This window comes from Enterovibrio qingdaonensis (assembly GCF_028683135.1).
Lineage (GTDB): Bacteria > Pseudomonadota > Gammaproteobacteria > Enterobacterales > Vibrionaceae > Enterovibrio > Enterovibrio qingdaonensis.
On sequence record NZ_JAJUBB010000024.1, the window covers coordinates 30864 to 56923 of the forward strand.

Below are 26060 nucleotides of genomic sequence, written 5' to 3' on the forward strand. Positions count from 1 at the left end.
AGATATGTTAGATAAAATTGTCATCGCTAACCGCGGTGAAATCGCACTTCGTATCCTGCGTGCATGTAAAGAGTTGGGCATCAAAACCGTTGCTGTACACTCAACTGCCGACCGCGATCTGAAGCACGTACTGCTTGCCGATGAGTCAATCTGTATTGGCCCTGCATCAAGCGTAGAAAGCTACCTGAATATCCCTCGCATCATCAGTGCTGCGGAAGTGACTGGGGCGGTAGCTATCCACCCAGGCTACGGTTTCCTATCAGAAAACGCGGATTTTGCAGAACAAGTTGAACAATCAGGCTTCATTTTTGTTGGCCCTCGCGCTGACACCATTCGTCTGATGGGTGACAAAGTCTCTGCAATCAACGCCATGAAAAAGGCGGGCGTGCCTTGTGTACCTGGTTCTGATGGCCCTCTGGATGACGATGCAGCGAAGAACAAAGCCTTTGCAAAACGTATCGGTTACCCAGTAATCATCAAAGCGTCAGGTGGTGGCGGTGGCCGTGGCATGCGTGTTGTTCGTTCTGAAGCAGAATTGACAGACGCTATCGCGATGACCCGCGCCGAAGCCAAAGCTGCATTCAACAACGACGTGGTTTACATGGAGAAATTCCTAGAAAACCCACGTCACGTTGAAGTACAGGTTTTGGCTGATGGCCAAGGCGGCGCAATTCACTTGGGTGAGCGCGACTGTTCAATGCAACGTCGTCACCAGAAAGTGGTGGAAGAAGCACCTGCACCGGGTATTACCGCAGAAATGCGTAAGTACATCGGTGAGCGTTGCTGCCGTGCATGTATCGAAATCGGTTACCGCGGCGCGGGTACCTTCGAATTCCTGTACGAAAACGGTGAGTTCTACTTCATTGAAATGAACACCCGTATTCAGGTTGAACACCCAGTGACTGAAATGGTTACCGGCGTTGACCTGATCAAAGAGCAGCTTCGCATTGCCGCTGGTCAACCACTGTCATTCACTCAAGATGACATCCAAATCCGTGGCCATGCTATCGAATGTCGTATCAACGCAGAAGATCCGGTTCGCTTCCTGCCAAGCCCAGGTAAGATTGACCGTTTCCATGCACCAGGTGGTATGGGCGTTCGTTGGGAATCACATGTGTACTCTGGCTATACCGTGCCACCACACTACGATTCAATGATCGGTAAGCTGATCTGTTTCGGTGAGAACCGTGACGTTGCGATTGCACGTATGCGTAACGCACTGCAAGAGACCATCATCGACGGCATCAAAACCAATATTCCTCTTCAGCTGGAAATCATGAAAGATGAAAACTTCCAGCATGGTGGTGCGAACATCCACTACCTAGAGAAGAAGCTGGGTCTACAAAAATAAGCCCTTCGCTTGGTTCAAAAAGGCTGCGCTTGCGCAGCCTTTTCTTTTTCCCATTCAGCATCACTGTCACATTTCCCTGACTTTTGCGAAAATAGGCGACCCATTTTTCCTGTATGAAAGAAACAGTCACGCCAATGCGCGTCACACTGTTTGGAGGCTTCTAATGAAAACGCTTAGCAGCCGTTACCGCCAGGCTCATAAAGAAGCGAAGTGGGCAATTGCCCTTGCGCTTGCCTATTTCCTTTGGTGGTACGGATTTGCCTACGGCTTGGCCCCAGAAGGCATTGAACAAGCGATGCCAGAGCTTTACTTTGGCTTGCCGCTTTGGTTTTTGCTTGCCTGTGTTGTCGGCCCGATTTTATTCACTGTTTTGTGTGCACTGATGGTGAAATTCCTTTTCAAAGACATGTCGCTAGATATCGAGCAGGACACAGAAAATGAATAGTCAGCTTCTTATTCCAATGGCTCTCTATCTGGTTGCCGTGTTTGCCGTGGCATTCTACTCGCGCAACAAGGGTGACCGCAGCGGTGGTTTTCTGAATGAATATCTGCTCGGTAGTCGCAGCATGGGCGGTTTTGTTCTTGCGATGACCTTAGCGGCAACCTACGCCAGTGCCAGTTCGTTTATCGGTGGCCCAGGTGCTGCCTATCAAATGGGGTTGGGTTGGGTATTGCTAGCAATGATCCAGCTTCCAGCGGCATGGCTGACGCTGGGGGTGTTGGGCAAAAAGTTTGCCATTGAATCTCGTCGTCACAATGCGCTAACGCTCAATGACATGCTTTATGCCCGCTACAAGAACCGTGGCGTCGTCATCTTCGCCTCTCTCGCGTTGCTTTTGGCTTTCTTCGGTACCATGGTCGTGCAATTTGTCGGTGGCGCGCGCCTACTACAAACTGTCACAGGACTTTCATACACCCATGGATTGATGCTGTTTGCGCTAACCGTTGGCATCTATACCACCATTGGCGGGTTCCGTGCCGTTGTGATGACGGATACGGTTCAAGGCATCATGATGATCGTCGGTACCATTGCGCTTTTGATTGGTATCGTTCACGCAGGTGGCAGTTTGGGCGATATGATCACCAAGCTTCATGACATCGATCCTGCACTCGTCACGCCATACGGCCCGAATGAGTTCCTCACCGAACCGTTCATGCTGAGTTTCTGGGTATTGGTCTGTTTTGGTGTGATTGGTCTACCTCACGCAGCCGTTCGTTGCATGTCTTACAAATCCAGCGGTTCGCTGCATAAAGGCATGGTGATCAGTACCGCCATGGTCGCCTTTTTGATGCTGGGCATGCACCTCGCAGGTGCACTAGGTCGCGCTATCGTGCCGGAAATCGACAACCCTGACCAAATCATGCCAACCTTGATGATGACCGTATTGCCCCCCGTGGTCGCGGGTATCTTTCTAGCGGGCCCAATGGCCGCAATCATGTCGACGATTGATTCTCAGTTGATTCAAGCTTCTGCAACCTTGCTGAAAGACTTGTACCTTAACTACATCAACCCTAAGGCTGCAGATGCGCCAGAAACAGAGAGCAAGTTGCCGACCTTATCTTTGTGGGTAACAGGCATCTTCTCGTTGTTGGTGTTTGTCGCTGCGACCAATCCACCTGACATGATCATCTGGCTAAATCTGTTAGCGTTTGGCGGCATGCAGGCAGTCTTCCTGTGGCCACTCATTCTTGGTCTTTACTGGGAAAAAGCCACAGCAGCTGGTGCACTCACTTCGATGATAACGGGCTTAGGTTTCTATGCAGCGTTGTCCACGTTCAAGCCTGACATGGGCGGCATCCATGCGATTGTGCCTTCACTCGCGATAAGTCTGATTGCGTTTTTGCTAGTAAGTTCGGTACAACATTACACCGCTAAGCCGGCTCAAGCGTAATGCACTGAAGGGCAGAACTATCGAAGGGCAGCGAAAGCTGCCCTTTTTTTCACGCTTTCTTACCAATGACGTTACGCATACCTATGCGACCTGACTACTTTTTATGCTAGACTCCGCCCCCTAAAAACGTAGTTAGACGAATAAGTGAAGAAACCATGCCTTGGATTCAAATCAAACTGAATGCGACTGCAGCAACAGCTGAAGCGATTGGTGATGTGCTAATGGATGACGCTGGCGCATTGTCAGTAACCTTCCTTGATGCCAAAGATACCCCGGTATTCGAGCCTATGCCTGGTGAAACCCGCCTATGGGGTGAAACCGATGTTGTTGCGCTTTATGACGCTGAAACTGATATGGACGCCGTTGTTGCGATTCTGAAGTCTAATCCACTGTTGGGCGAAGCGTTCACCCACAAGATCGAACAGCTGGAAGACAAAGACTGGGAACGTGCATGGATGGACAACTTCAAACCAATGCGCTTTGGTGAGCGTCTTTGGGTATGTCCAAGTTGGTGTGATGCGCCAGATCCAGATGCCGTTAACATCATGCTAGACCCTGGTCTCGCATTTGGCACAGGTACGCACCCAACCACATCACTTTGTCTTGAGTGGTTAGACGGCTTAGATTTAAGCGGCAAAACCGTTATCGACTTCGGTTGTGGCTCGGGCATCCTGTCTCTCGCAGCTTTGCTGTTAGGTGCGGAAAAAGTGATCGGTATCGATATCGACCCTCAAGCTCTGCAAGCATCTAAAGATAACGCAGAACGTAACGGCGTTGCCGACCGCCTTGAGCTTTACTTGCCAAAAGATCAGCCACAAGATCTGCAAGCTGAAGTGGTTGTCGCAAACATCCTGGCTGGCCCACTGCGTGAACTGTCTCCAATCATTAAAAGCCTAATCGCCACTAACGGTAAACTGGCTATGTCTGGCGTGCTTGACTCGCAAGCAGAGTCTGTCGCTGACTGTTATCGCGATGAATTGACGGTTGATGAAATCGTTATCAAGGAAGAATGGTGCAGAATCACTGCACACAGAGCGTAAAGAACATAATAACTGAGCGTTTTTTGTACTAAAAAACTGAATTATTTGGCTTTTTAGAAAATCAAGATAAAACGCTCAAATATTGGCCTTTTCAGACTGGCAAAAAATGCGTAAAATGCGCGCCCTTGCTGACATAGAAGATATTCCCTTGCAGATCGGACCTTATAAACTGGAAAACACGCTTATCGTTGCACCCATGGCTGGTGTAACCGATAGACCATTTCGCGAACTTTGTTTGCGTCATGGCGCAGGTATGGCGGTGAGCGAAATGATGTCTTCCAACCCGGCGATGTGGCACACAGCCAAATCAAAAAACCGGATGGTACATCTGGATGAGAAGGGAGTACGCTCTGTACAGATCGCTGGTGCAGAACCAGCACTGATGGCAGATGCCGCGCGTTATTGTGTTGAGAACGGTGCGCAAATCATCGATATCAACATGGGTTGCCCGGTAAAAAAGGTCAATAAGAAATTGGCTGGTTCAGCATTGCTGACCCGACCAGACATCATCGAGCAAATCCTAAAAACAGTTGTTGCAGCTGTCGACGTTCCCGTCACGCTGAAAACACGGACAGGTTGGGATACGGACAATAAAAATTGCGTCCAGATCGCCAAAATGGCCGAAGACTGTGGCATTCAGGCATTGGCCCTTCATGGCCGTACACGTGCCTGTATGTATAAAGGAGAAGCCGAGTACGACAGCATCAGAGCGGTAAAAGAGGCGATATCTATTCCTGTTATTGCTAACGGGGACATTGATTCACCTCAGAAAGCCAAGTATGTGCTCGACTACACCGGTGTGGATGCATTGATGATTGGCCGCCCAGCACAGGGGCGACCTTGGATTTTTCGCGAAATCCAACACTACCTAGCCACCGGCGAAGAACTAGCGGCTCCGTCGATGGAAGAGGTCCAAACAATTTTGTTGGGTCATGTTCAAGAGCTTCATCAGTTCTATGGTGAGCTCAAAGGTCTCCGTATTGCACGTAAACACGTGGGATGGTACCTGAAAGAACATGATCAAATTGGCGATTTTCGCCAGGCTTTCAACGCAATCGAAGATGCCCACCAGCAAATCGATGCGCTGCAAGATTACTTCGAAAACGTTGCATAAATACGAGAAGAGCTGACAGAGTATGTTCGAACAAAACCTGACTTCAGAAGCATTGACAGTGACTACTGTGACTTCACAAGATCAAATCACCCAGAAGCCACTGCGTGACTCAGTAAAAGCCTCCCTGAAAAACTACCTAGCGCAGTTGAATGGCCAGGAAGTCAACGACCTGTACGAGCTGGTACTGGCAGAAGTTGAGCAACCACTGCTGGACACCATCATGCAGTACACTCGCGGTAACCAAACTCGCGCTGCAACCATGATGGGTATCAACCGTGGTACTCTGCGTAAGAAACTGAAAAAATACGGCATGAACTAAGTTCAGTCTTATTTAGTGTTTCAAAACAAAGGCCAAGTTTTTCACAGCTTGGCCTTTGTTGTTTCTGACGATCTGCGCTCGCCTTCCCTCTTTGAACACAATGACAAATTGCACCCCCTACCTACTGAACTTATACTCTCTCCTTCAATTCGCTACGCCACACTGCAATACACCGGAGAGACAAAATGGGGCACAAAAACGCCACCAGCGACACCGTCAAGATGCGCAATGATGACAAACCTGCCATCTTACACATTTGCCTTTCAACAGGCTGGGGTGGGCTCGAAATGTACCCTTCTCGCATGGGCAAAGAGTTTGTCGCGCACGGTTATCGTGTTTTCGGTCTAGCAACAGAAAACTCTCGTGTGGCGAATGCGATGACTGATGCAGGTATGGAAGTATTCACTGTATCCAAGAAGTCCGCGCTTTTTGGCACTACTCTGATAGCACTCAATCGCTGGCTGAAAGCACGTAATGTTCAGATAGTTCACTGCCATAAGTCTGGCGACATTCTGATTTCAGCACTGCTGAACTTGCTGCAACCTCGCTTTACCGTATTCACCGAGCACATGGGTGTGAAACGCCCAAAGAAAGATATCTATCACCGCTGGGTGTACCGTCATGTCGATCAAGTTTTGTCTATCAGTAACGAAACTTATCAGCGCAACATCAAAGCATTGCCTGTACCGACGGATAAAATCGAACGCCTATGGCTTGGTACTTACATCGAAAATAAAACCTTCAGCGAAGCGACACGTCCTCACATTCTGGCGGATGAATATGGCCTTGCCCATGACACCCGTTTCATCGGCTCGGTAGGTCGTATTTGTGACGGTAAAGGGCAGGCGGATTTACTGGCAGGTTTTGAGCTTATTGCTGATGCATATCCAGACACTCACTTGGTACTGATTGGCGGTCTAAATGGCGATGAAGGTGCTGATATAGCGTTTTCAGAAGCATTACAAACGCAGGCTAATGCCTCCCCATTTGCAAGTCGTATCCATCTTGCCGGTTATCGCAGTAATGTCAGTACGTTGTTGGAAGAGATGCAGATTGTCTGCCTGCCGTATTGGAACGAAGCGTTTGGTTTGACCGCCATCGAAGCCATGGCTCAAAATTGTGCCATTGTGGTATCAGACACTGGCGCGTTGCCAGAGATCCTTGAGGACACAGGGGTCTACTGTAAACCCCAAGATCCTGCATCCATCGCGGAAGCATTAAAGCAGTATCTGGATGACTCGACCCTGCTAGCAACAAACGCCAAGAACGCGTATCAGCGCGCACTGACGCATTTCTCAATGCTGGGTCATGCCGACAATCTAGAGCAAATTTATCTGCGTGGTGTAGCGGCGAAAAACGCCTAAACGAATCGGTAAAAACAAAAAAAGCGCCCATCGGCGCTTTTTTCATGTCTGGCGAAATTAAAGGTATTCGCAGAGGTATGCCGTCGTTTGCTCAACCTTCACTTGGAAAGATGATTCGCCCGGAACTTCAAAGTCGTCGCCCGCGCCAAAGGTTTGCCAGTCAATGTTGCCTGGCAGCTTCACCGTCAGTTCGCCTTTGATGACTTTCATGCGCTCTGGTGCTGCAGTGCCGAAAGTGTACTCTCCCGCTTCCATCACACCAACGCTTACTGGGCCTTTGTTTTCAAAGCCAATCGACTTTACGTTACCGTCGAAATACTCGTTAACTTTTAACATCACTGTCCTTAATTACTGAATTTTTTGATCCTTTCGGTTTCCCTGACGCTATCACACTCTCTGTAGGTTCCCAACTACTATTTTTGAGGTCATGGCTCCATCTCTGTTATTGCAAGAATCTGACAGCAACTAGGCTATGCATGTACAAAACTTCAACAACGGAATGCTAACAATATGTGCCAGACTTACTGTCTGCTTTTACTCAATAGCTAAGGAGATAGCCCCATGTCAGAAACCTTTTTCCAAGGAAACGCCATTCCACTTTCAGGTACGCTGCCAAGCGTCGGTTCTTCCGCGCCAGACTTCACGTTAGCAGCTGCTGACCTGTCAGATCTCACCCTCGCAAGCCTCAGAGGGAACAAAGTTGTCCTCAATATTTTCCCCAGTATCGATACACCAACCTGTGCATCGAGTGTTCGAGCGTTCAATGAAAAAGCGGGCTCTATGAACAATACCAAGGTAGTGTGTATCTCTGCGGACCTGCCGTTTGCCGCTAGCCGTTTCTGTGAATTAGAAGGGCTTAAGAACGTTCAGCATGCGTCGACGCTGAGAAGCCCTGACTTTATGAAAGACTACGGTGTCGCTATTGCGGCTGGGCCAATGGTCGGTCTATCAGCACGTGCAGTCGTTGTACTGAATGAAGGTGGCGTGGTGAAACACGTTGAGCTGGTCAAAGAGCTGGGTGATGAACCTAACTACGATGCGGCATTGGCGGCACTTAGCAGCTAAACAGACATTGATTGCTTTGCCATGGGAGGTTGATACTCAACAACGCGATTTCGACCTCCCCGTTTGGCCTCGTAAAGCGCGATATCCGCCAAGTCCAACATGTTCTCGACGCTTTTTACTGACGGGGAATTGGCGCACACACCAATACTGACTGTAAATTGCACTTTGCGCACGTCACACTCAACATCCATTTGCGACAGTCCTTCTCGGATGCGCTCTGCAATGGCAATCGACTCTAAGCTACTGGTGTCTGGCAAGAGCACGGCAAATTCCTCTCCCCCGACACGCCCCAATGAATCTTGCTTTCGTAACATGCTTTCAATCTTGTCGACCAAGCGAATCAGTACGGTGTCTCCCACACTGTGTCCATAGTTATCATTTATGCCTTTGAAGTGATCAACATCCAAGGCAAGGATGCTAACGTGGCGATGGTGGCGCTGGGCCGCAGCAAATGCTTGATTGGCATTGTTCATAAATTGGCGGCGGTTAAGTGCTCCCGTCAGTGGATCCGTGGAGGCGAGAACACGCAGTTCGGCCTCCAACCGCTTGCGTTTTGTGATATCAGAAAAGGTATGCGCCACCCAATGCTTATCATCATATTGAAGACTAGACATGCCAATGTCCGCCAATAGCTTACTGCCATTAGAGGTGATCACTTCAAAATCGCCACGCACAAACTTCTGTGTCGGATCATTCAAAACACCCTCACTCATCGCTTTGTATCGCTCTCGCTGACTCAAGGCGATCAACTGCTGGCTGTTTTGACCGATCAACTGATCAGACTGAAAATCAAAGTAACGCTGAGCAAACGCGTTCACCAGAAAGATATCCCCTTTGTGATCACTCAGGACCATGCCAACCGGCGCACCTTCGATGATTTTCCGTAGTTGCTTTTCAGTTTTATTAATACGATCGAACGCCTCTCGACGCAGACGCTCAAGCATCCGATGTTCGGTGATGTCTCTAAAAACCACCAATAGCTTGTTTTCATCAAAAGGAGAGATGCGTGCCTCAATAAACTTTGGATCAGTAATATGTTGAGTTAGCTGATATTCATAGTGACACGGCACTTTGGTTTCTTGGACTTGTTTCAGTTTCTCCTCAAAACACGCTGGATTGGAAATAAAAGGCAAGTCAGATACGGTTGCGCGCCGCGCGACTAGACTTTCGTAACGCTCCAATCCCTGCCCCACCCTGAACTCCAGCAGTCGCAATTTCCGATTAAACGTCGCTGTAGAATCCGGGAAAGCATCCAGAAGGCCTGACAGGGCTCCATTTCTTTGATTCAGCTCGTTAGAGCTGATGTCCAGAGCTCGCTGTAGTTGCAGATCGTTGATTTCAAAGCCCTCATAGGCCTCATCAATCAATGCCACCAACGCACGCCATTTATCATCGTCAGGGCGATCATTGGCGTAGATTTTTTCCAATTGCCGTTTCAGCAATCGATGCATCGGGCTCAATCCTCTTTCAAAGTGGTGATCGTCATGGTCTGGTTATGCAAGCCACAATTGAACGCCTGACCATAAGGTGCCAACTCGCCATAACTGTAGAAGCCACATAATAAGGCGTCTTTCCCGAGCACCTCTCGCACCGCGTCGACCTCATCATCCGCCATTTGATTAAACAAAAGTCGCCGTCCCACACAGCTAATCAAGATGGCAGCATCCGGCGATGACTTACCCTCACAGTTCTTCGCCGCATCCTCCGCGCCTTTTACCAATGACGGAATATCAGCACTCATTAGCTGGACTTTCGCGCCTTCAGGTACGTCACCCGCAAACGTTACGCTTTCCTCTTCTTCATCAATAGCAAGCAATGTCCGAATCACCGACGTGCCCGCTTCTTCCACGTACAAGTTCAGCGGATAGCGCAGACCGCTCCCCGGCAGTTCGTTCGCTTGTTCACCCAAATAAGTCCGATAGAGAGAAAGCGCTGGCTCATAATCGATTTCGTACACCACGTTGGATTCAGAGTGCGTGACCGTTCTATCAGGACCGAACTCTCGCCAACCACCGCCAGACCCAAACCCAACGTGCAGCCTGTGTCCGTAAAAGCCAATGGCAACAATGCGTCCTGACTTGGCATGATTTTGGTACCACACCAACGTCTTCTCAAATCGGCCATGGTCTCCGGCTAAGCCCCCCGTCACGGGGATCGAGGCGGGAAGTATGCTGTTGAAGCCACTGGCTAACTCACTGCCATTGACCATCAAGCCATCACTCAAGACAAACACCCAAGTCAGGCTGTCTTGATACAAGGATTTTCCAAGCACCTTTCCGGCTTCAAAGGAACGCTCTGGTTCTATATCAATGTGTTCAATACGTATTTGGGTGTGATCGAATTGATAAATTGTCGCCACAATCTGCGCTTCACTCACGCTGATGACGCTGTTATTGATTTCGCCAGAGCTCGAGCAGCCAGCCACATGGCTATTGGGGAAAAATGCCAATAAGCGGTGGACGGCATCGGTATATTCTGGTGAGTCAGTGACCCCAAACAAAAGCACGAGGGTCTGGGGGGAGTCCATCACTCCCAGCGTTTCGAGAGAGTGCCAGTCAGAATCTTTTGACCACGTACATTGAGCACTTCGAATCACATCTACCTCCACGAGATTGAGACAATGTCTTTCTTTCTAGAATAGGTAAGATTCCACGGGTTGACCAAAAGGAGCACAAGGGAGGTGCAAGACGAACGCTGACACCTTCCCTCTGATTTTAATCTTCAGATGCCAAAGCTTCGAGAATTGAACAATGACTCGCATTGTCTTCAACGTGCCCACAGCAGGCATCATTGAGCTTTTTTAATGCATTACGGATCTCGGTCAACTCTGTAATTTTCTGGTCGATTTCATCGAGTTTTTTCTGGGTGATACCTTTAACTTCTGCGCAGCTATGCAGGCTAGCTTCAAGACGAATTTCCAACATCTCCTGAATGTCTTCCAGCGTCAGTCCGATGCGCTTTGCTTTTAAAATAAAATGCACGCGAGAAATCGCATCTTCTTGGTAAAGACGATAGCCACTCTCACTTCTGGACGACGGCGTAATCAGTCCTACCTTCTCATAGAAACGCAACGTATCCCCCGACACACCAGCCAGCTTGGCAAGCTGCCCTATTTGCAACATCTTCATTTCTTCACCTTTGTTGGCTACACCATGGTCAGAATTGTGACAAAACCATAAAAGCAATCGATTGCGTCAGTAATTTAGGTTAGAATATGCGCCGAATCAATCAAGGCTCTGCCGTAACGGGTATTTGGCAAAGCGGCTCCCCTGACAGCCAGCGGTTTTGCCAAATATCTTATCCCCACAGTTGAAGAGATGGTAGCAATGGAAAACGCTCGTCCTATTCGTCGCGCATTGATTAGCGTATCTGATAAAACCGGTATTGTTGAGTTTGCGAAAGCACTGGCAGAGAAAGGCGTTGATATCCTTTCGACTGGCGGTACGGCTCGCCTGCTCGCAGAGCAAGGTCTGAACGTCACGGAAGTATCTGACTACACGGGCTTCCCAGAAATGATGGACGGACGCGTTAAGACCCTGCACCCGAAAGTTCACGGTGGCATCCTTGGTCGTCGCGATACGGACGATGCAGTGATGGATAAGCACAACATTTCCCCAATCGATATGGTTGTCGTTAACCTGTATCCCTTCGCTGAAACTGTCGCGAAAGAAGGCTGTACGCTGGAAGATGCAGTGGAAAACATCGATATCGGTGGCCCAACCATGGTTCGCTCAGCGGCGAAAAATCACAAAGATGTGGCTATTGTGGTAAATGCTTCAGATTACGATCGCGTATTGACAGAGCTGGACACAAACAAGGGTTCACTGACGCTGAAAACCCGCTTCGATTTAGCAATTTCTGCATTCGAGCACACTGCCGCTTACGACGGCATGATTGCCAACTACTTCGGTACCATGGTGCCATCCTACGGTGATAATAAAGAAGGTGACGACGAGTCGAAATTCCCTCGCACTTTCAATCAGCAGTTCATCAAAAAGCAAGACATGCGCTACGGCGAAAACAGCCATCAAGCTGCGGCTTTCTACACCGAAGCCAAGCCAGAAGAAGCATCTGTATCAACCGCCACACAGCTTCAAGGTAAGGCACTGTCTTACAACAACATCGCTGACACCGATGCGGCACTTGAATGTGTGAAAGAGTTCATCGAGCCAGCATGTGTCATCGTTAAACACGCAAATCCTTGTGGTGTTGCGCTGGGTGACAACCTTCTTGAAGCTTACGACCGCGCTTACAAGACTGACCCTACGTCAGCGTTTGGCGGCATCATCGCCTTTAACCGTGAACTGGATGCAGAAACCGCGCAGGCTATCGTTGACCGTCAGTTCGTAGAAGTCATCATTGCGCCAAGCGTGTCTGATGCTGCGGTTGAAGTGGTTAGCGCGAAGAAAAACGTTCGCTTGCTGGTTTGCGGCGAGTGGAGCACCCAAACCACAGGCTTTGACGTGAAACGCGTTAACGGCGGCCTGCTGGTTCAAGACCGCGACCAAGGCATGGTGTCGATAGACGACCTGAAAGTGGTGTCTAAGCGTCAGCCATCTGAAGACGAGCTGCGCGATGCACTGTTCTGCTGGAAAGTGGCGAAATACGTGAAATCCAACGCGATTGTATATGCAAAAGGCAACATGACTATCGGTGTGGGTGCAGGCCAAATGAGCCGCGTCTATTCAGCGAAAATCGCGGGTATCAAAGCCGCTGATGAAAACCTAGAAGTCGCAGGCAGCGTGATGGCGTCTGATGCGTTCTTCCCATTCCGTGATGGCATTGATGCCGCGGCAGAAGCTGGCATCACCTGCGTTATCCAGCCAGGCGGTTCAATGCGTGATGACGAAGTGATTGCTGCCGCAGATGAACACGGCATGTCCATGGTATTTACCGGTATGCGCCACTTCCGCCACTAAGTGCTTTTTCAGCCTGATGCCATTTCCCGCATAAGGCTGCTTTGATTTAAGGATTGAATATGGACGTATTGGTTATTGGTGGTGGCGGTCGTGAACACGCACTCGCGTGGAAAGTGGCACAATCTGCAAAAGTGAACACAGTCTATGTCGCGCCAGGCAACGCAGGTACCGCACTTGAGCCAAAACTCGAGAACGTAGCAATTGACGTGGAAGACATTCCAGCATTGGTTGCGTTCGCAAAAGATAAAGACATCGGTCTGACCATTGTCGGCCCAGAAGCACCGCTAGTCATTGGTGTGGTTGACGCATTCCGAGAAGCGGACCTACCGATTTTTGGTCCGACAGAAGCGGCTGCGCAGCTGGAAGGCTCTAAAGCATTCACCAAAGACTTCTTGGCTCGCCATCAAATCCCAACCGCTGAATACCAAAACTTCACCGAGATTGAGCCAGCCTTGGCGTATGTGCGTGAGAAAGGCGCACCAATCGTGGTGAAAGCCGACGGTCTTGCGGCAGGTAAAGGCGTGATTGTCGCCATGACGCTGGAAGAAGCAGAGAATGCCATCCAAGACATGCTGGCAGGCAATGCCTTTGGTGAAGCCGGCCACCGCGTGGTGGTTGAAGAGTTTCTCGATGGCGAAGAAGCCAGCTTCATCGTGATGGTCGATGGCAAAAACGTATTACCGATGGCCACCAGCCAAGACCACAAGCGCGTAGGCAATGGTGATACAGGGCCAAACACGGGTGGCATGGGCGCATATAGCCCGGCACCGGTTGTTACACCTGAAATCCACGACCGTGTAATGAACGAAGTCATCTTCCCAACCGTGCGCGGTATGGAGGCAGAAGGCCATCCATACACAGGCTTCCTGTACGCAGGTTTGATGGTGATGGCTGACGGCACGCCTAAAGTTATCGAATACAACTGCCGATTTGGTGATCCAGAGACACAACCTATCATGTTGCGTCTTCAATCTGACTTGGTGGATCTGTGTGAAGCGGCGGTCGCTGGCAAGCTGGATACGGTTGAGTCTCAATGGGATCCGCGCGCCTCTATCGGTGTCGTTCTGGCTGCAGGCGGTTACCCTGCATCATACGACAAAGGCGATGTTATCTCTGGGCTGGAAAACGCAGCAATGGACGCTGCAAAAGTCTTCCATGCAGGTACGGCAGAGAAAGACGGCCGTGTTGTCACCGCTGGCGGTCGAGTCCTGTGTGCAACAGCCATGGGCGATAGCGTTTCTGACGCCCAGAAACGCGCCTACGAGCTTGCAGCGAAAATTAGCTGGAAAGGTATGTTCCACCGTGATGACATTGGCTACCGTGCGATTGAGCGCGAAAACAACCAATAAGAACAACGGTTTCTAAAGAAAAGCCCCTTACCTCGAAGAGATAAGGGGCTTTTTCATGTTTGCGTCTTCGCTTTTAAGCCTTAGCTTTTAAAGACAGGCCTGACAAGACAAGGCGTATCGCCTGCTCCCAGCATGATCACTTCATTCACTGTGTTAGACCTTCTACCCACTTCACCAACAGCGGCAAGAAAGTTACGCTGCGGATTAAGACGCTGCAAAAGGTAATCAGGAAGCACTGTATCAAACGTCAGGGTTTTCTCTGATGAGGAGCCACATTCTTCAAAAGTGCCCGCTTTCCAATACCCTTGGAAAAAATCCTGACTTTCCTTTCCAAGGGTCTTCGCGTTTGCCAACGATTGTTCGGCTTGTCGGTAGTACTTCACCAACTCAGTACTTCTGATTGGTAGCAGATCGCCATCCAAACGGTACTGTTGGTATACAGCCTGACCTTCAGAGTCATAACGTATCAGTATCGATTGCTCTTTAAGCTTTCCACCATCAAGCACTGTACCTTTACGGTGAATTTCGCGCACTACACCTTTGCGCCAACGATATTCTGATTGATATTGCCCATGGTCACCCATCAACACGATTTCGGAGAGGGTTTCTGGAAAGGTCTGTTTTTCGTCGAGCCAATAAATGCTGGTTGCATCACCTTGTACGGCGGCAGTTTGCGTGGTTTTTACAGGAACGATTGCTTCTGTCGAGCTACAGCCCGCCAGTGCGAGTACGAGAAGTGAAAAGAGAGGTGCTGCGATTACGCGCATAAAAATCCGCCAAAACATAAGGATGCTTTGGCGGAGTATAACTTACTTCACTGCGTCTTTAAGCGCTTTGCCCGCAACAAACGCTGGAACGTTTGCAGCTGCAATTTGAATTTCCTGACCAGTTTGTGGGTTACGGCCAGTGCGCGCAGCACGTTGGTTAACTTTAAACGTACCGAAACCGATCAGTTGAACCTGATCACCGTCTTTCAGCGCACCTTCGATACCAGCCAGAGTTGCTTCCAGTGCTGCTTTCGCTTGTGCTTTAGACAGGTCTGCTTTCTCTGCAATCAGGTCGATCAAGTTGGTCTTGTTCATTAGGTCTTCCCTTCTTTAGGTTTTCTTGAGACAAGGCAACTCTAATTCAAAAGAAGCCCGACTGGCAAAGGTTTGTGGCACTACAAGTGACTGTATGCAGAGTCTTTAACCATAAACTGAGCGCATCCTCACAAAATATTGGGTATATTTCCGCTGCAACACTTGTATTTACTGCGCTGAGACCCGATTCTTGCCGCTACTATTATTACTGTTAATTACTTAAACGCTGGAAAACGATGATCCTGCTAATCATGTTTGTGGCACTGTCTATCGGTGTCTCATTTATCTGCTCGGTGCTTGAAGCCATTCTGCTGAGTATTACCCCAAGCTATTTAGCTCAGATGCGACAGGAGGGTCACCCGGCGGCAGCCCGTCTTCAAGAATTAAAAGATGATATTGACCGTCCGCTGGCTTCCATTTTAACCCTGAATACCATTGCACACACTGTGGGTGCTGCAGCTTCTGGCGCACAAGCCACCAAAGTGTTTGGTGATGCATGGTTAGGTGTGTTTTCCGCGGTATTAACGCTGGCCATTTTGCTACTGTCTGAAATCGTACCAAAAACTATTGGTGCAACTTACTGGCGTCAAATGGCACCAGGTGCGGCTTCTATCCTGCGTTGGATGGTATGGGCACTCACCCCAATCGTTTGGGCGTCAGAGCAGCTCACCCGTCGCCTATCGCGTGGTAAAGAACAACCTAAGCTACGCGATGAAATCTCTGCAATGGCCCTGCTGGCAAAAGAAAATGGCGAGCTAGCAGACGACGAATCGACCATGCTGACCAACTTGCTGAGCTTGCGTGATGTCCCTGTGACGAAGTTGATGACGCCACGTCCGGTATTGTTCCGTGTGGATGCGTCGATGAGCATTGAAGGCTTCTTGAAAGAGCACCACGATACACCGTTTTCACGCCCACTGGTTTACGCTGAGCAACGTGACAACATCTTAGGCTTTGTGCACCGTCTGGAGCTATTCTCAGCCAATCAACACGGCAAGGGCCAGCAACCACTGAGCAGCATCATGCGCCCAATCCCTGTGGTACATGACTCAACACACGTGCCAAAGGCGTTTGACCGCCTGATGGCGCAGCGTTCTCAATTGGCACTGATTGTAGATGAATACGGCGATGTCCAAGGGATCATTACCATCGAAGACATCTTCGAGCACTTAATGGGCAAAGAGATCGTCGACGAAGCTGACAAGACGTCCAATATGCAAGCTTTGGCTCATGAACGCTGGGAAGACTGGAAAGAAACTCACGGCGTGATTCAAAGTAATGATGATGACGACGATGAAAGTCCGCAAAAAGCAGAGCCTGACACCACTGCAGAGATCGCCGGAGAGGACAAGGTCGCTGACGACAACGGGAATACACCACAAGAACCGGTGACAGATACCAAAGATCTTGCCGAGAAAAACGCAAAATAACAAAACAAAAAAACGGGCCAATGGCCCGTTTTTTTCATGCGATAACAACCGTTAGATTGATAAACCCAGATTGCTTACGCCGTCTTCGCGAAGCTCATTGCGAATACCACGGATCATCTCGACATCGCGTTCAGTTGCTTCTTTCAGTGCACGGAAAATCGCCCACTGAACATCCCACTCCGCACACACTGACTCAATCTCTTTCTGATTCTCGTCAGTGACTTCCACACCTGTTTGCGCTTCTTCAAGTTGCGCCACGCTCGCCACTGACTGCTGGCTGATCTTCAGCACAGATTCCATCACTAGGTCACGGTCCAACAAGGTGTGGATAAGGGTCGACATCGCCACACAGGCATCAATCGCAGGGTAAACCAGATAGATATCGAACTCCTCAGTTGTCGGGATGATATCTTCTAGTTTTTCTAGCTGATTTTCGAAGTCGATTTTGGCACTTTTAACTGTCAGAATCTCCCACACGCAATCAAGCAATTGGCGATATGCTTGAGGCTCGGCGAAGTCAGTTTGCTGACAGAACGCGGCATAGTTTGGATACATACGCTCCACCAGTGCCGCCATAAAGGTGATGTGCTGCCATTGCTCTAGTTTTTCGAGTCGCAGCTGGATCGGATTTTTTAACATGGTCTGCCGTCTACACTGATTACCGACGTATAATGCCGGAAAGGATTTCCGCGCAAGTGTACTTTATATACTGCGTCAGCAAAAGGAACAGATATGAACCAACTCTATCTTTGCTCTATCAACGAAGCGCGATACAGAGCACTGCTAGAAGCGGCCGCGTTGCCAGATCTGGTGCTCACTGATTCCGTCCAAGACGCGACAATAATACTAGCTGACCCACCCAAGCTTGCACCACGAATTGAAAAAGCGACGCAACTGCAGTGGCTACAATCAACATTCGCAGGGGCTGATGCATTGCTAAGCAAGCCACGAACAGACTACACACTGACGAATGTGCGCGGTATTTTTGGTCCTTTAATGTCTGAGTATGTCTTTGGACAACTTCTAACACTGAGCCGCCACTTGCCTCACTATCGTGATATGCAGGAAGGCGCGCGCTGGTCACCTATCTCTTATCGGGGCCTGACGGGAAAAACGATGGTGATATTGGGAACAGGGTCTATCGGCGCGCATGTCGCTTCCACAGCTCGCCACTTTGGCATGAAGACAATTGGCGTCAGCCGCTCAGGAAAATCCGTTACGGCGTTCGACAAGGTGTTGCCCACCCATCACATCACCACGGCACTGTCTGACGCGGATGTGATTGTTTCTATCTTGCCGTCAACGACAGAAACAAAAGGCATCATAAACTTGGAAACCCTATCTGTATGCCAAGGCGCGATTTTGTTTAACGTTGGACGCGGCCCTGCAGTGGAAGAGCAAGGACTATTGGACGCACTTGATGCTGGGTATATTCAGCACGCAGTACTGGATGTTTTTTGCCACGAGCCATTAGCGTCTTCACACCCGTTCTGGCAACACCCGTCAATTACGGTTACGCCGCATATCTCAGCAGAAAGCTTTCCCGAGCAAGTGTTTGAGATTTTCGCTGACAACTACCGTCGCTGGTGCAACGGCGAGCCACTAAACTATGTGATGGACTTTTCGCTGGGGTATTAATGGCCGACATTACACTGACCGCACTGCTGGATGACATTAGACGCTGTAATCACTGCGAGGCGCAGTTACCGCTTGGGCCACGACCTGTTGTCCAAGCCAGCAGTACCGCAAAATTGCTGATCATCGGACAGGCACCCGGTACGCGCGTGCATGAAACGGGGATCCCGTGGAATGACCCAAGTGGCGATCGCCTGCGCGAATGGCTACAAATGGACAAAGAAAGATTCTACGATCCCGAGCAAGTGGCCATAATGCCGATGGGCTTTTGCTACCCGGGTCGCGGTAAGTCTGGCGATCTTCCGCCAAGACCTGAATGCGCACCGAAATGGCATCAGTTGATTTCCGCGCATCTAGCCGATGTGCAACTGACGTTGCTAATTGGCGATTATGCGCAGCGATACTACCTCGAAGGGAGGCCAAAAACGCTCACAGACACCGTCAAAGCGAACACACAATGGGCACCCAGTTTTATCGCGCTCCCTCACCCATCACCGCGTAATAACCTGTGGCTGAGAAAGAATCCGTGGTTTGAAGCTAAAACCCTTCCTTTTTTACGATGCCGTATTGATCAGCTTTTTTCCTGACATTCAGCTTTTTCCTGAACGCAATTTCTCACACCCAAACCATCAACACTTAAGAAACTGAAATATAAACAACTAATGTTTACGTACAGCTTTCTCTGCATTTTCCACAGTGAACCTAATCAGCCCAATTTTGGTTTGAAATCACAAAAATCACACACATTCCTAAAACGTTCAGCTTTTGTTGTGTCACACAGCTTTTTCCTGAACACATGTTTATATATAGCAAAGAAAAAACCGTAACACACTGTATTTAGATAGATTTAGTGCAATGTGCAGCTTTTCGAGGAATTTTCCCGCCTAACCCTGTACAAACCGCAGAAATAAAAAAGGCCGACAACTTGTCGGCCTCGAAATCTTGTGCTGGATTACTTATGGTACGGCTTTGACAGCTCGTGTACCGCTTCTACAAACACGCCTGCATTTTCTGGTGGCACGTCCAAGTGGATACCATGACCCAGATTGAATACATGGCCAGTGCCATGGCCGAACCCTTCCAGAATGGTTGCCACTTCTTCACGGATACGCTCAGGCGATGCATACAACATAGACGGGTCCATGTTGCCTTGCAGTGCCACTTTATCGCCAATACGGCGTTTCGCTTCCGCCATATCGATAGTCCAATCCAGACCGACGCCATCACAGCCAGTGGCAGCGATTTTCTCTAGCCACATACCACCGTTTTTGGTGAACAGGGTTACAGGTACGCGACGACCTTCGTTTTCACGGATCAGGCCATCAACAATCTTGTGCATGTATTGCAGAGAGAAGTCGTTGTAATCACGTGGCGTCAATACACCGCCCCAAGTATCAAACACCATCACAGACTGAGCACCCGCTTTGATTTGCGCGTTCAAGTATTCGATCACACTGTCCGCAAGCTTATCCAACAACAGGTGCAGGGTTTGTGGCTCTGCGTACATCATCTTTTTGATCTTGGTGAACGCCTTTGAACTGCCGCCTTCAACCATGTAAGTCGCAAGCGTCCATGGACTGCCTGAGAAGCCAATCAATGGAACCTGACCATCCAAACCTTTACGGATCGTGCGAACGGCGTTCATTACGTACTGCAGTTCGCCTTCTGGATCCGGCAGACCGATTTTCTCAACATCCGCTTTACACGTAATTGGACGCTCGAATTTAGGCCCTTCTCCGGTTTCAAAATACAGACCTAGACCCATTGCATCCGGGATAGTCAAAATATCAGAGAAGAGAATCGCGGCATCAAGATCATAGCGGCGTAGCGGTTGAAGGGTCACTTCACACGCGAGCTCGGCATTTTTGCACAATGACATAAAGTCGCCAGCTTGCGCACGGGTCGCCTTATATTCTGGTAAGTAACGGCCAGCCTGACGCATCATCCATACTGGTGTGTAATCAACAGGCTCTTTGAGCAAAGCACGCAAATAGCGATCATTCTTTAGTTCTGTCATTGTCTACATCCTGAAATTTATTCGGCGTTATTGTAACACCCTCAGAACGCAACAAAAGCAGTCCTTTGTGGAGATGATCATAAATATGGGTATGTAATGCATCCTTAAATTGCTGATAGATTAATCACATGTTAAAAAATGAAACAAATAACAATATGTCTATTTAGACACTACCCATAATCGCATCTTACCCCCGCCTCCCTACGGCGGGTTTTTTTTGCCTGTTTTCCATCCCCTGTTGCGACACCTGAAGCGCGACACCTGTTGCATCCTGCTTCAGCATCCTTACCAACGAACCAATTAAGTGTCTGATTTCAAACAAAACCAACATTGGCACTCAACTTGCGATAGGCGAGCATACCCATTGCAAAGGATGCGACGTGATGACAAAGAATGCTACTTACTCATATTGGCTTGCTATCCCGCTACTTTTCCTACTTGCCATTTATTTCATTCCACCAGCTCACGCTACAGCATCAGACAGCGACTGGCCCAAATACCATCGACTGGATAATGGCTGGCGATACAGCCCTTTGTCAGACATAAATAAAGCCAATGTGGACAAACTCAAAGTGGCATGGATTCACCAACCCGGGGACATTCAACATGGCTTACAGGCCACCCCTATCGTCCTTGATGGTGTGATTTATTACGTGGCAGCCAACAACAATGTCTATGCCGTGGATGGCGAAACAGGCGAAACACTGTGGCACTACCAACCTGAGCTCGACCCTATTGTGACCAGAGTGTTTTATCAAGCAGCAAGCCGCGGCGTGACGGTAGGCCATGGCATGGTTTATCTCGGCACTCTGGATGGACGCTTTATCGCCCTCAACCAGAAAACGGGTAAGCCAGTCTGGAAGCGTAAAATTACGGACCTGAAATCCTGCTACGGTTGCCTGTTTTCATCACCACCACAACTGGCGGGTGAGGTGCTGTATGGCGGCACAACAGGCGGCGACCAGCCTCAGCGGGGAAAAATTTATGCGGTCAATGCCCTGAACGGCCAACCACTTTGGGAATTTGACACCATCAGTGATGATCCTGAAAGCTGGCCAGGCGACACGGGTAACGTCGGAGGTGGCGGAGCGTGGATGCCGGGTGTATATGACAAAAAAACCGACCTGATCCACATCGGAACCTCCAATGCTGCCCCGGATTTTTTTGGTGAAGTGCGAAAAGGCGACAACAAATACACGGCCTCCTTACTGGCGATTGAAGCCAAGACTGGAAAGTTGAAATGGTACTTTCAGGAGGTCCCCCATGATGTCTGGGACTATGACTCGGCGTATGAAATTGTCACGATTGAACACGAAAACCGTGATGTCATTTTCCATCTGAACAAAGGCGGATTCGTATACGTTCTGGATAAAAAGACTGGCAAGCCAATTAATATTTGGCCCCTTTCACAAACTTACAACTGGGTGAAATCAGTCAATCCAAAAACCGGAGAGCTGATAGGTCGCAACGAGCCTAAACTGGGTGAGGAAAAAGTCCTCTGCCCTTACCTTCTCGGTGCGCGCAGTTGGAACCACGGTGCCTATAGTCCGAAAACAGGGCTCTGGTATACCAATGCAATGGAAGTCTGTAACAAGATCATCGCTGCAGAGCAAAATCCCGAAAAAATCGGTATCTCAGGTCTTTACCTAGGTGTATCCCTGCTGGAAGCCGTTGCTCCACCAAATCAAAAAGCCAGTGCCCGACTGGATGCCCGCGACCCCATCACGGGTGAAGTCCGTTGGAGTGTTGATTATCCCATTCCTGGTTTAGGCAGTGTTTTAGCCACCGCAGGCGGGTTGGTATTTAACGGAGATGTGTTTGGCAAGGTGTTCGCTTATGACGCGGATACCGGCAAAGAACTTTGGTCGTTTAATACCGGCTCTGGTATCCGCTCAGGGCTTATCAGCTATGGAAAAGACAGCAAGCAATATTTGCTGGTTCCCAGTGGCTTTGGCTCCCATGCTCCAGGGTTTATGGCAAGTGCATTTCCTGAGGTTTCCGGCCTACCCGGCGGAGCGGCCCTCATCGCATTCAGCATAGAAAAATAAGGAGAATTTGTGATGATTAGGCCATGCATTTCCAACGCTCTAGGCCAATGCTTTGCAGTGATCGTTCTGGTCTTGATGCTGCTTCTATCCAATGAAGCGATTGCTGTCGCCGTACCAATCACACAGGAAGCACCACTAAACATCCCTACCTCTCCTGCCGAAATAAAGGAGGGAGAAATCCGCTTCTACCAAAATTGCGCTTACTGCCACGGTGCAAAGGGGATTGGCGGGAAATCTAAAAAGCTACAATGCCGCGACTTTGAGGGGGGGTACCTGTTTGACACCATTTCAAATGGGCTACGCAGGGGCAGTCAATTTATGCCCCCTTGGGGCGATACCTTTTCAGAATCGGAAAGACTGGAATTGGTGGCTTATATTCTGTCACTTGGCACGCTTGAGACCTGCCTGTGAGTCCTGAATCTAGAAAGTGCCTTGTTTGGCTGATAATGATCGGGCTATGGACGATATCGCCCACTGCCCGCCCTTTTTCCCTTCAGGAGTCGGTACAACAAAGAGGGCACCTTACCGTCTGCGCTTCCCGTGATGCTCTCCCCCTTTCAGGTGAAGACAGTCCCAAAGGCGCATTCATTGAGATTGCCGAAGCGGTGGCAGAAGCATGGCATGTATCCCTGACCGTTGAATGGGTCTGGGCAAGGTATCAGATACGAAAGTCCGACTGCCAATTGATACTCGGCGTTGCGCGGGCGAAAAGCCCAGAAACCCATGCCCGCTATGCCCCGGCTTTGCTTGAGCACAATCTTGTTTGGGTGCAGGCGGTGCAGAACTCTTTTGAAATCGGCTTCCTGCCAGACAATCTGCAAGTCGCTGTCGCTTCAGGATCAGCGGCCCATAGGAAAATGCTGGAGCATCTAACAAACAGTCAACTCAGGGTTGGATTTGGCAATGAGCAGGATATGCTAAGCGCAGTGATGGCTGGTGACGTGGATATGGCTATCGTCTCAAACCTCTCTTTTGCATGGTTTATCCATCAATTCGTCAACAATAAGAAGCGGTTACGCGCTTCGCCATTCCCTGATGCTAAGCAGGCCATTTCCTATCCCATGACAATAGGTATCCGCCGCGCTGACTCACTGGACGAATCAGATGTTCGAGAGGTACTCAAGGCGTTGGAAGAAAATGGCGTACTCACCAAGATCTTGAGCGAGTATGGTCTGACACTAAGCTCAAGGTTCTCAGACCCCGATGCCAGCCTCGACCGCCAATATCAGGAACCTGTCGGGACGTCACCTCGATATAACATCATTACTGGCCAATAATGCTGGATTAGCGTTTCCCTTGCGGTTGGTAATGACGTTCAATTCTCTCTTTTTTCATCCTGCGGTGAATGGTTGAACGATCCACCCCCAAAGCGCGGGCAGTTTCTGAAATATTCCAGTTACACGCTTCCAAGGTTGCCAACAACTCCTGCGTCGCCGAGGAAACACACAGGGGTCGTCCAAACCCTGTTTTTATCTCTTCGGGCAAATGCTCAGGCTGGATTTCACCCTCAATACAAAATGCCAACGCGAAACGGAGCGTATTCTCCAGTTCCCTGATATTGCCTGGCCACGGATAATTTTCGAGCAGCTCTCCTGCTAACTTGGAAACATAAACAGGTTTATCTGTCAGCCCAGACAAAATCTGCCCGGCCAGCCACAAGATATCCGAGCGCTCACGCAGCGCAGGAATCGTGAGGGTTGCACCATTGATGCGATAAAAGAGGTCTTCGCGGAAGCTGCCGTTTTTTACCAGCTCAGGCAGTGATTTGTGAGTAGCAGCAAGCACCCGGAAGGAAACAGGGATTGCCTTGGTTGCACCCACTGGAAGCAGCTCTCTTTCCGCCAGCACCCTGAGTAATCTCGCCTGCAGCGACAGCGGCATATCCCCAATTTCATCCAAGAACAGGGTGCCGTTGTTGGCCTGTTCAATCAGCCCTTTTTTGCCTTTGCTACGTGCCCCAGTAAACGCGCCGTCAGCGTAACCAAACAATTCACTTTCTATCAGGCTTTCTGGAATGGCTGCGCAGTTAATCGCAATAAAAGGCCCTGATTTTCGAGAAGAGCTCTCATGGATTGCCTTGGCCAGATACTCCTTGCCGGTGCCAGTTTCCCCATTCAATAACAAAGGCAAGTCCGAGATGGAAAGCGTGGTTGCTTTAGTGGCCAGACTCGCCATTTTGGCATCATCACCATAAATCGCAGAAAGACTGCCGCTGACCACCTTCTTGCGCCGCTGTACCGAAGAAGGTTGAGGGGCTATTGCATGGGCAAACCACAAATCTCCATGAATGGTCGCGAGCAATCGCTCTTCGGTAGGCAAGGCACGACTAAGTGCTGGAAGCTCGTTGATATCAATATTAAAGAATTCGGAGAAACGCGCACCAAGCACGCGGTCTGGATTGCGCCAGTCGCTATTGCCAATTCCAGATAACAACCGCTGGGCACTATGTGTCATACCTATAATGCGCCCTTCGCCGTCTACCGCCAAAGCGCACTCGGGATCGACGTCTAAAAACGCCGGAGATTGGCTCAGCCTGACAATCCATTCCTTTCGAAAGCTATTCATCAGTGCCGCCATTTCGATACGACGCGTGCAGGAGGTGACAAGTTGCAGTGTCAAAGCCTGACTGGCTTTGGGGTGCGGGCTTTGTAAAGCAGAGATATCGAGCACAGCAGCCAGCGTGCCATCGACATCGTAAATGGGGGCTGCGGTGCAAGAAAGCGGTGAGTGGGTGGCATCAAAATGATCGCTCTGGTGTACAGTCAACGCTTCCCCGGTGTAAATGCAAGAACCAACGCCGCAGGTGCCAGCACGCGCTTCCGACCATTCTGCCCCAAGGTAAAGCCCAGCCTTTTTAAGCTCCCAAGTTAGCGAGGCATCACCCTGATAATCGACCGTTACCCCCTCTGCATCGGTCAGCATCAACACATAGCCGTGATCCGCCACCTGATGATACAGGGCATCCAGTCCGTATTTTGCCGTGCGAATAAGCTTATCGAGCCGCTCCCGGTGCTCCTTGAGCTGGGTATGGGGAACAATATATGCTTCCTGCATCACCACAGGATCAAGGTGATAATCGTCGATACACCGTGCCCAAGACGTGGCAATAACATCATCACGGGATGTTTGACTCCCTTCAATAACGCTTTGCACTTCCTTTATGTGCTCACTGACTCGCATAGTGACTGCCATATGCTACCGCTCCTGTCATTTGATTAATTATTAACCAACAACAAAACGATCATACAACTCTGTCCAACAATAAAGCTCACTTTCCTGCCCCGATTTCTCACTCACAACACAGAGTTTATTTCCCTGTGACACCGTCCACCGGATAACGCCACACCTGTTGCACGCCGAAGCATCAGTGCCACACTCCCCCGCAATAACAAAAACAATAACACCTTGAAATTTATATATATCTAAACAAATCAC

General features: G+C 49.6%; 25 protein-coding genes. 16 read left to right on the top strand and 9 right to left on the bottom strand.

Annotation, left to right across the window (positions count from 1 at the left end; all coding sequences use genetic code 11):
• Positions 1–4: 4 nt before the first annotated feature.
• The 7 genes from accC (at position 5) to LRP49_RS21915 (ending at position 7080) form a co-directional block, all read left to right on the top strand.
• A complete protein-coding gene (gene accC / locus LRP49_RS21885) occupies positions 5–1351 on the top strand; it encodes an acetyl-CoA carboxylase biotin carboxylase subunit (RefSeq protein ID WP_274144980.1) in 1347 nt (448 codons plus the stop codon).
• A gap of 163 nt (positions 1352–1514) precedes the next feature.
• Positions 1515–1796 carry a YhdT family protein gene (locus tag LRP49_RS21890; RefSeq protein WP_274144981.1) on the top strand — a complete coding sequence of 94 codons (282 nt, stop codon included), beginning with the start codon at positions 1515–1517 and terminating at the stop codon, positions 1794–1796.
• Positions 1789–3243, top strand: coding sequence for a sodium/pantothenate symporter (gene panF / locus LRP49_RS21895; protein WP_274144983.1), 1455 nt, complete (start codon positions 1789–1791; stop codon positions 3241–3243). The genes LRP49_RS21890 and panF overlap by 8 nt, the downstream gene beginning before the upstream one ends.
• A 155-nt stretch (positions 3244–3398) precedes the next feature.
• Positions 3399–4283, top strand: a complete 885-nt coding sequence (gene prmA, locus LRP49_RS21900; RefSeq protein ID WP_274144984.1) for a 50S ribosomal protein L11 methyltransferase — start codon at positions 3399–3401, stop codon at positions 4281–4283.
• A gap of 148 nt (positions 4284–4431) precedes the next feature.
• Positions 4432–5397, top strand: coding sequence for a tRNA dihydrouridine synthase DusB (gene dusB, locus LRP49_RS21905; RefSeq protein WP_274145065.1), 966 nt, complete (start codon positions 4432–4434; stop codon positions 5395–5397).
• A 22-nt stretch (positions 5398–5419) separates the two neighbouring features.
• Entirely contained in the window at positions 5420–5716 is a 297-nt protein-coding gene (gene fis, locus LRP49_RS21910) for a DNA-binding transcriptional regulator Fis (protein ID WP_002542007.1), read from the top strand.
• Between the two features lie 185 nt (positions 5717–5901).
• Positions 5902–7080 (top strand): glycosyltransferase family 4 protein, encoded by a 1179-nt coding sequence (locus LRP49_RS21915; RefSeq protein WP_274145011.1) that lies wholly within the window; start codon positions 5902–5904, stop codon positions 7078–7080.
• A gap of 57 nt (positions 7081–7137) precedes the next feature.
• On the opposite strand, the gene ppnP is transcribed toward LRP49_RS21915, so the two are convergent.
• Positions 7138–7416 carry a pyrimidine/purine nucleoside phosphorylase gene (gene ppnP / locus LRP49_RS21920; RefSeq protein ID WP_274145012.1) on the bottom strand — a complete coding sequence of 93 codons (279 nt, stop codon included), beginning with the start codon at positions 7414–7416 and terminating at the stop codon, positions 7138–7140.
• Positions 7417–7641: 225 nt separating this feature from the next.
• On the opposite strand from ppnP, the gene tpx reads away from it, so the two are divergent.
• The gene (tpx, locus tag LRP49_RS21925) at positions 7642–8145 is read left to right on the top strand and encodes a thiol peroxidase (RefSeq protein ID WP_274145014.1); all 504 of its coding nucleotides are present in this window, start codon (positions 7642–7644) and stop codon (positions 8143–8145) included.
• On the opposite strand, the gene LRP49_RS21930 is transcribed toward tpx, so the two are convergent.
• The 3 genes from LRP49_RS21930 to zntR form a co-directional block, all read right to left on the bottom strand.
• Positions 8142–9596 (bottom strand): sensor domain-containing diguanylate cyclase, encoded by a 1455-nt coding sequence (locus tag LRP49_RS21930; RefSeq protein ID WP_274145016.1) that lies wholly within the window; start codon positions 9594–9596, stop codon positions 8142–8144. The two genes, tpx and LRP49_RS21930, sit on opposite strands and share 4 nt — an antisense overlap.
• A gap of 5 nt (positions 9597–9601) precedes the next feature.
• A complete protein-coding gene (locus LRP49_RS21935; RefSeq protein ID WP_274145017.1) occupies positions 9602–10741 on the bottom strand; it encodes an FIST signal transduction protein in 1140 nt (379 codons plus the stop codon).
• A 118-nt stretch (positions 10742–10859) separates the two neighbouring features.
• Positions 10860–11273, bottom strand: coding sequence for a Zn(2+)-responsive transcriptional regulator (gene zntR / locus LRP49_RS21940; protein ID WP_274145019.1), 414 nt, complete (start codon positions 11271–11273; stop codon positions 10860–10862).
• A 198-nt stretch (positions 11274–11471) separates the two neighbouring features.
• Here zntR and purH point away from each other — a divergent pair, with 198 nt between their 5' ends.
• On the top strand, positions 11472–13064 hold the full coding sequence (gene purH, locus LRP49_RS21945; RefSeq protein ID WP_274145021.1) for a bifunctional phosphoribosylaminoimidazolecarboxamide formyltransferase/IMP cyclohydrolase: 1593 nt from the start codon (positions 11472–11474) through the stop codon (positions 13062–13064).
• Positions 13065–13123: 59 nt separating this feature from the next.
• Complete coding sequence (gene purD / locus LRP49_RS21950) at positions 13124–14413, top strand: phosphoribosylamine--glycine ligase (RefSeq protein WP_274145023.1); 1290 nt, start codon at positions 13124–13126, stop codon at positions 14411–14413.
• A gap of 80 nt (positions 14414–14493) precedes the next feature.
• Here purD and LRP49_RS21955 read toward each other — a convergent pair whose 3' ends face one another.
• Together LRP49_RS21955 and hupA are read right to left on the bottom strand one after the other, a co-directional pair.
• Positions 14494–15180, bottom strand: a complete 687-nt coding sequence (locus LRP49_RS21955; RefSeq protein ID WP_274145025.1) for a DUF1481 domain-containing protein — start codon at positions 15178–15180, stop codon at positions 14494–14496.
• A gap of 42 nt (positions 15181–15222) precedes the next feature.
• A complete protein-coding gene (hupA, locus tag LRP49_RS21960; RefSeq protein ID WP_274145027.1) occupies positions 15223–15495 on the bottom strand; it encodes a nucleoid-associated protein HU-alpha in 273 nt (90 codons plus the stop codon).
• Between the two features lie 236 nt (positions 15496–15731).
• Here hupA and LRP49_RS21965 point away from each other — a divergent pair, with 236 nt between their 5' ends.
• Positions 15732–16925 carry a hemolysin family protein gene (locus LRP49_RS21965; RefSeq protein WP_274145028.1) on the top strand — a complete coding sequence of 398 codons (1194 nt, stop codon included), beginning with the start codon at positions 15732–15734 and terminating at the stop codon, positions 16923–16925.
• Positions 16926–16976: 51 nt separating this feature from the next.
• Here LRP49_RS21965 and LRP49_RS21970 read toward each other — a convergent pair whose 3' ends face one another.
• On the bottom strand, positions 16977–17564 hold the full coding sequence (locus LRP49_RS21970; protein WP_274145030.1) for a YjaG family protein: 588 nt from the start codon (positions 17562–17564) through the stop codon (positions 16977–16979).
• A gap of 93 nt (positions 17565–17657) precedes the next feature.
• On the opposite strand from LRP49_RS21970, the gene LRP49_RS21975 reads away from it, so the two are divergent.
• Together LRP49_RS21975 and LRP49_RS21980 are read left to right on the top strand one after the other, a co-directional pair.
• Complete coding sequence (locus tag LRP49_RS21975) at positions 17658–18563, top strand: D-2-hydroxyacid dehydrogenase (RefSeq protein WP_274145031.1); 906 nt, start codon at positions 17658–17660, stop codon at positions 18561–18563.
• Entirely contained in the window at positions 18563–19147 is a 585-nt protein-coding gene (locus tag LRP49_RS21980; protein WP_274145033.1) for a uracil-DNA glycosylase family protein, read from the top strand. The genes LRP49_RS21975 and LRP49_RS21980 overlap by 1 nt, the downstream gene beginning before the upstream one ends.
• Positions 19148–19512: 365 nt before the next feature.
• Here the strand turns inward: LRP49_RS21980 and hemE are convergent, their stop codons facing one another.
• Positions 19513–20577, bottom strand: a complete 1065-nt coding sequence (gene hemE, locus LRP49_RS21985) for a uroporphyrinogen decarboxylase (RefSeq protein WP_274145034.1) — start codon at positions 20575–20577, stop codon at positions 19513–19515.
• A 383-nt stretch (positions 20578–20960) separates the two neighbouring features.
• Here hemE and LRP49_RS21990 point away from each other — a divergent pair, with 383 nt between their 5' ends.
• From LRP49_RS21990 to LRP49_RS22000, 3 genes are read left to right on the top strand one after another with little or no spacing between them, the layout of a single operon-like run.
• A complete protein-coding gene (locus LRP49_RS21990) occupies positions 20961–22625 on the top strand; it encodes a pyrroloquinoline quinone-dependent dehydrogenase (RefSeq protein WP_274145036.1) in 1665 nt (554 codons plus the stop codon).
• 12 nt (positions 22626–22637) lie between these two features.
• Positions 22638–23036 (top strand): c-type cytochrome, encoded by a 399-nt coding sequence (locus LRP49_RS21995; protein WP_274145037.1) that lies wholly within the window; start codon positions 22638–22640, stop codon positions 23034–23036.
• Positions 23037–23071: 35 nt separating this feature from the next.
• A complete protein-coding gene (locus LRP49_RS22000; protein ID WP_274145039.1) occupies positions 23072–23902 on the top strand; it encodes a substrate-binding periplasmic protein in 831 nt (276 codons plus the stop codon).
• 7 nt (positions 23903–23909) lie between these two features.
• Here the strand turns inward: LRP49_RS22000 and LRP49_RS22005 are convergent, their stop codons facing one another.
• Complete coding sequence (locus LRP49_RS22005) at positions 23910–25817, bottom strand: sigma-54-dependent Fis family transcriptional regulator (protein WP_274145041.1); 1908 nt, start codon at positions 25815–25817, stop codon at positions 23910–23912.
• Between the last annotated feature and the right edge of the window lie 243 nt (positions 25818–26060).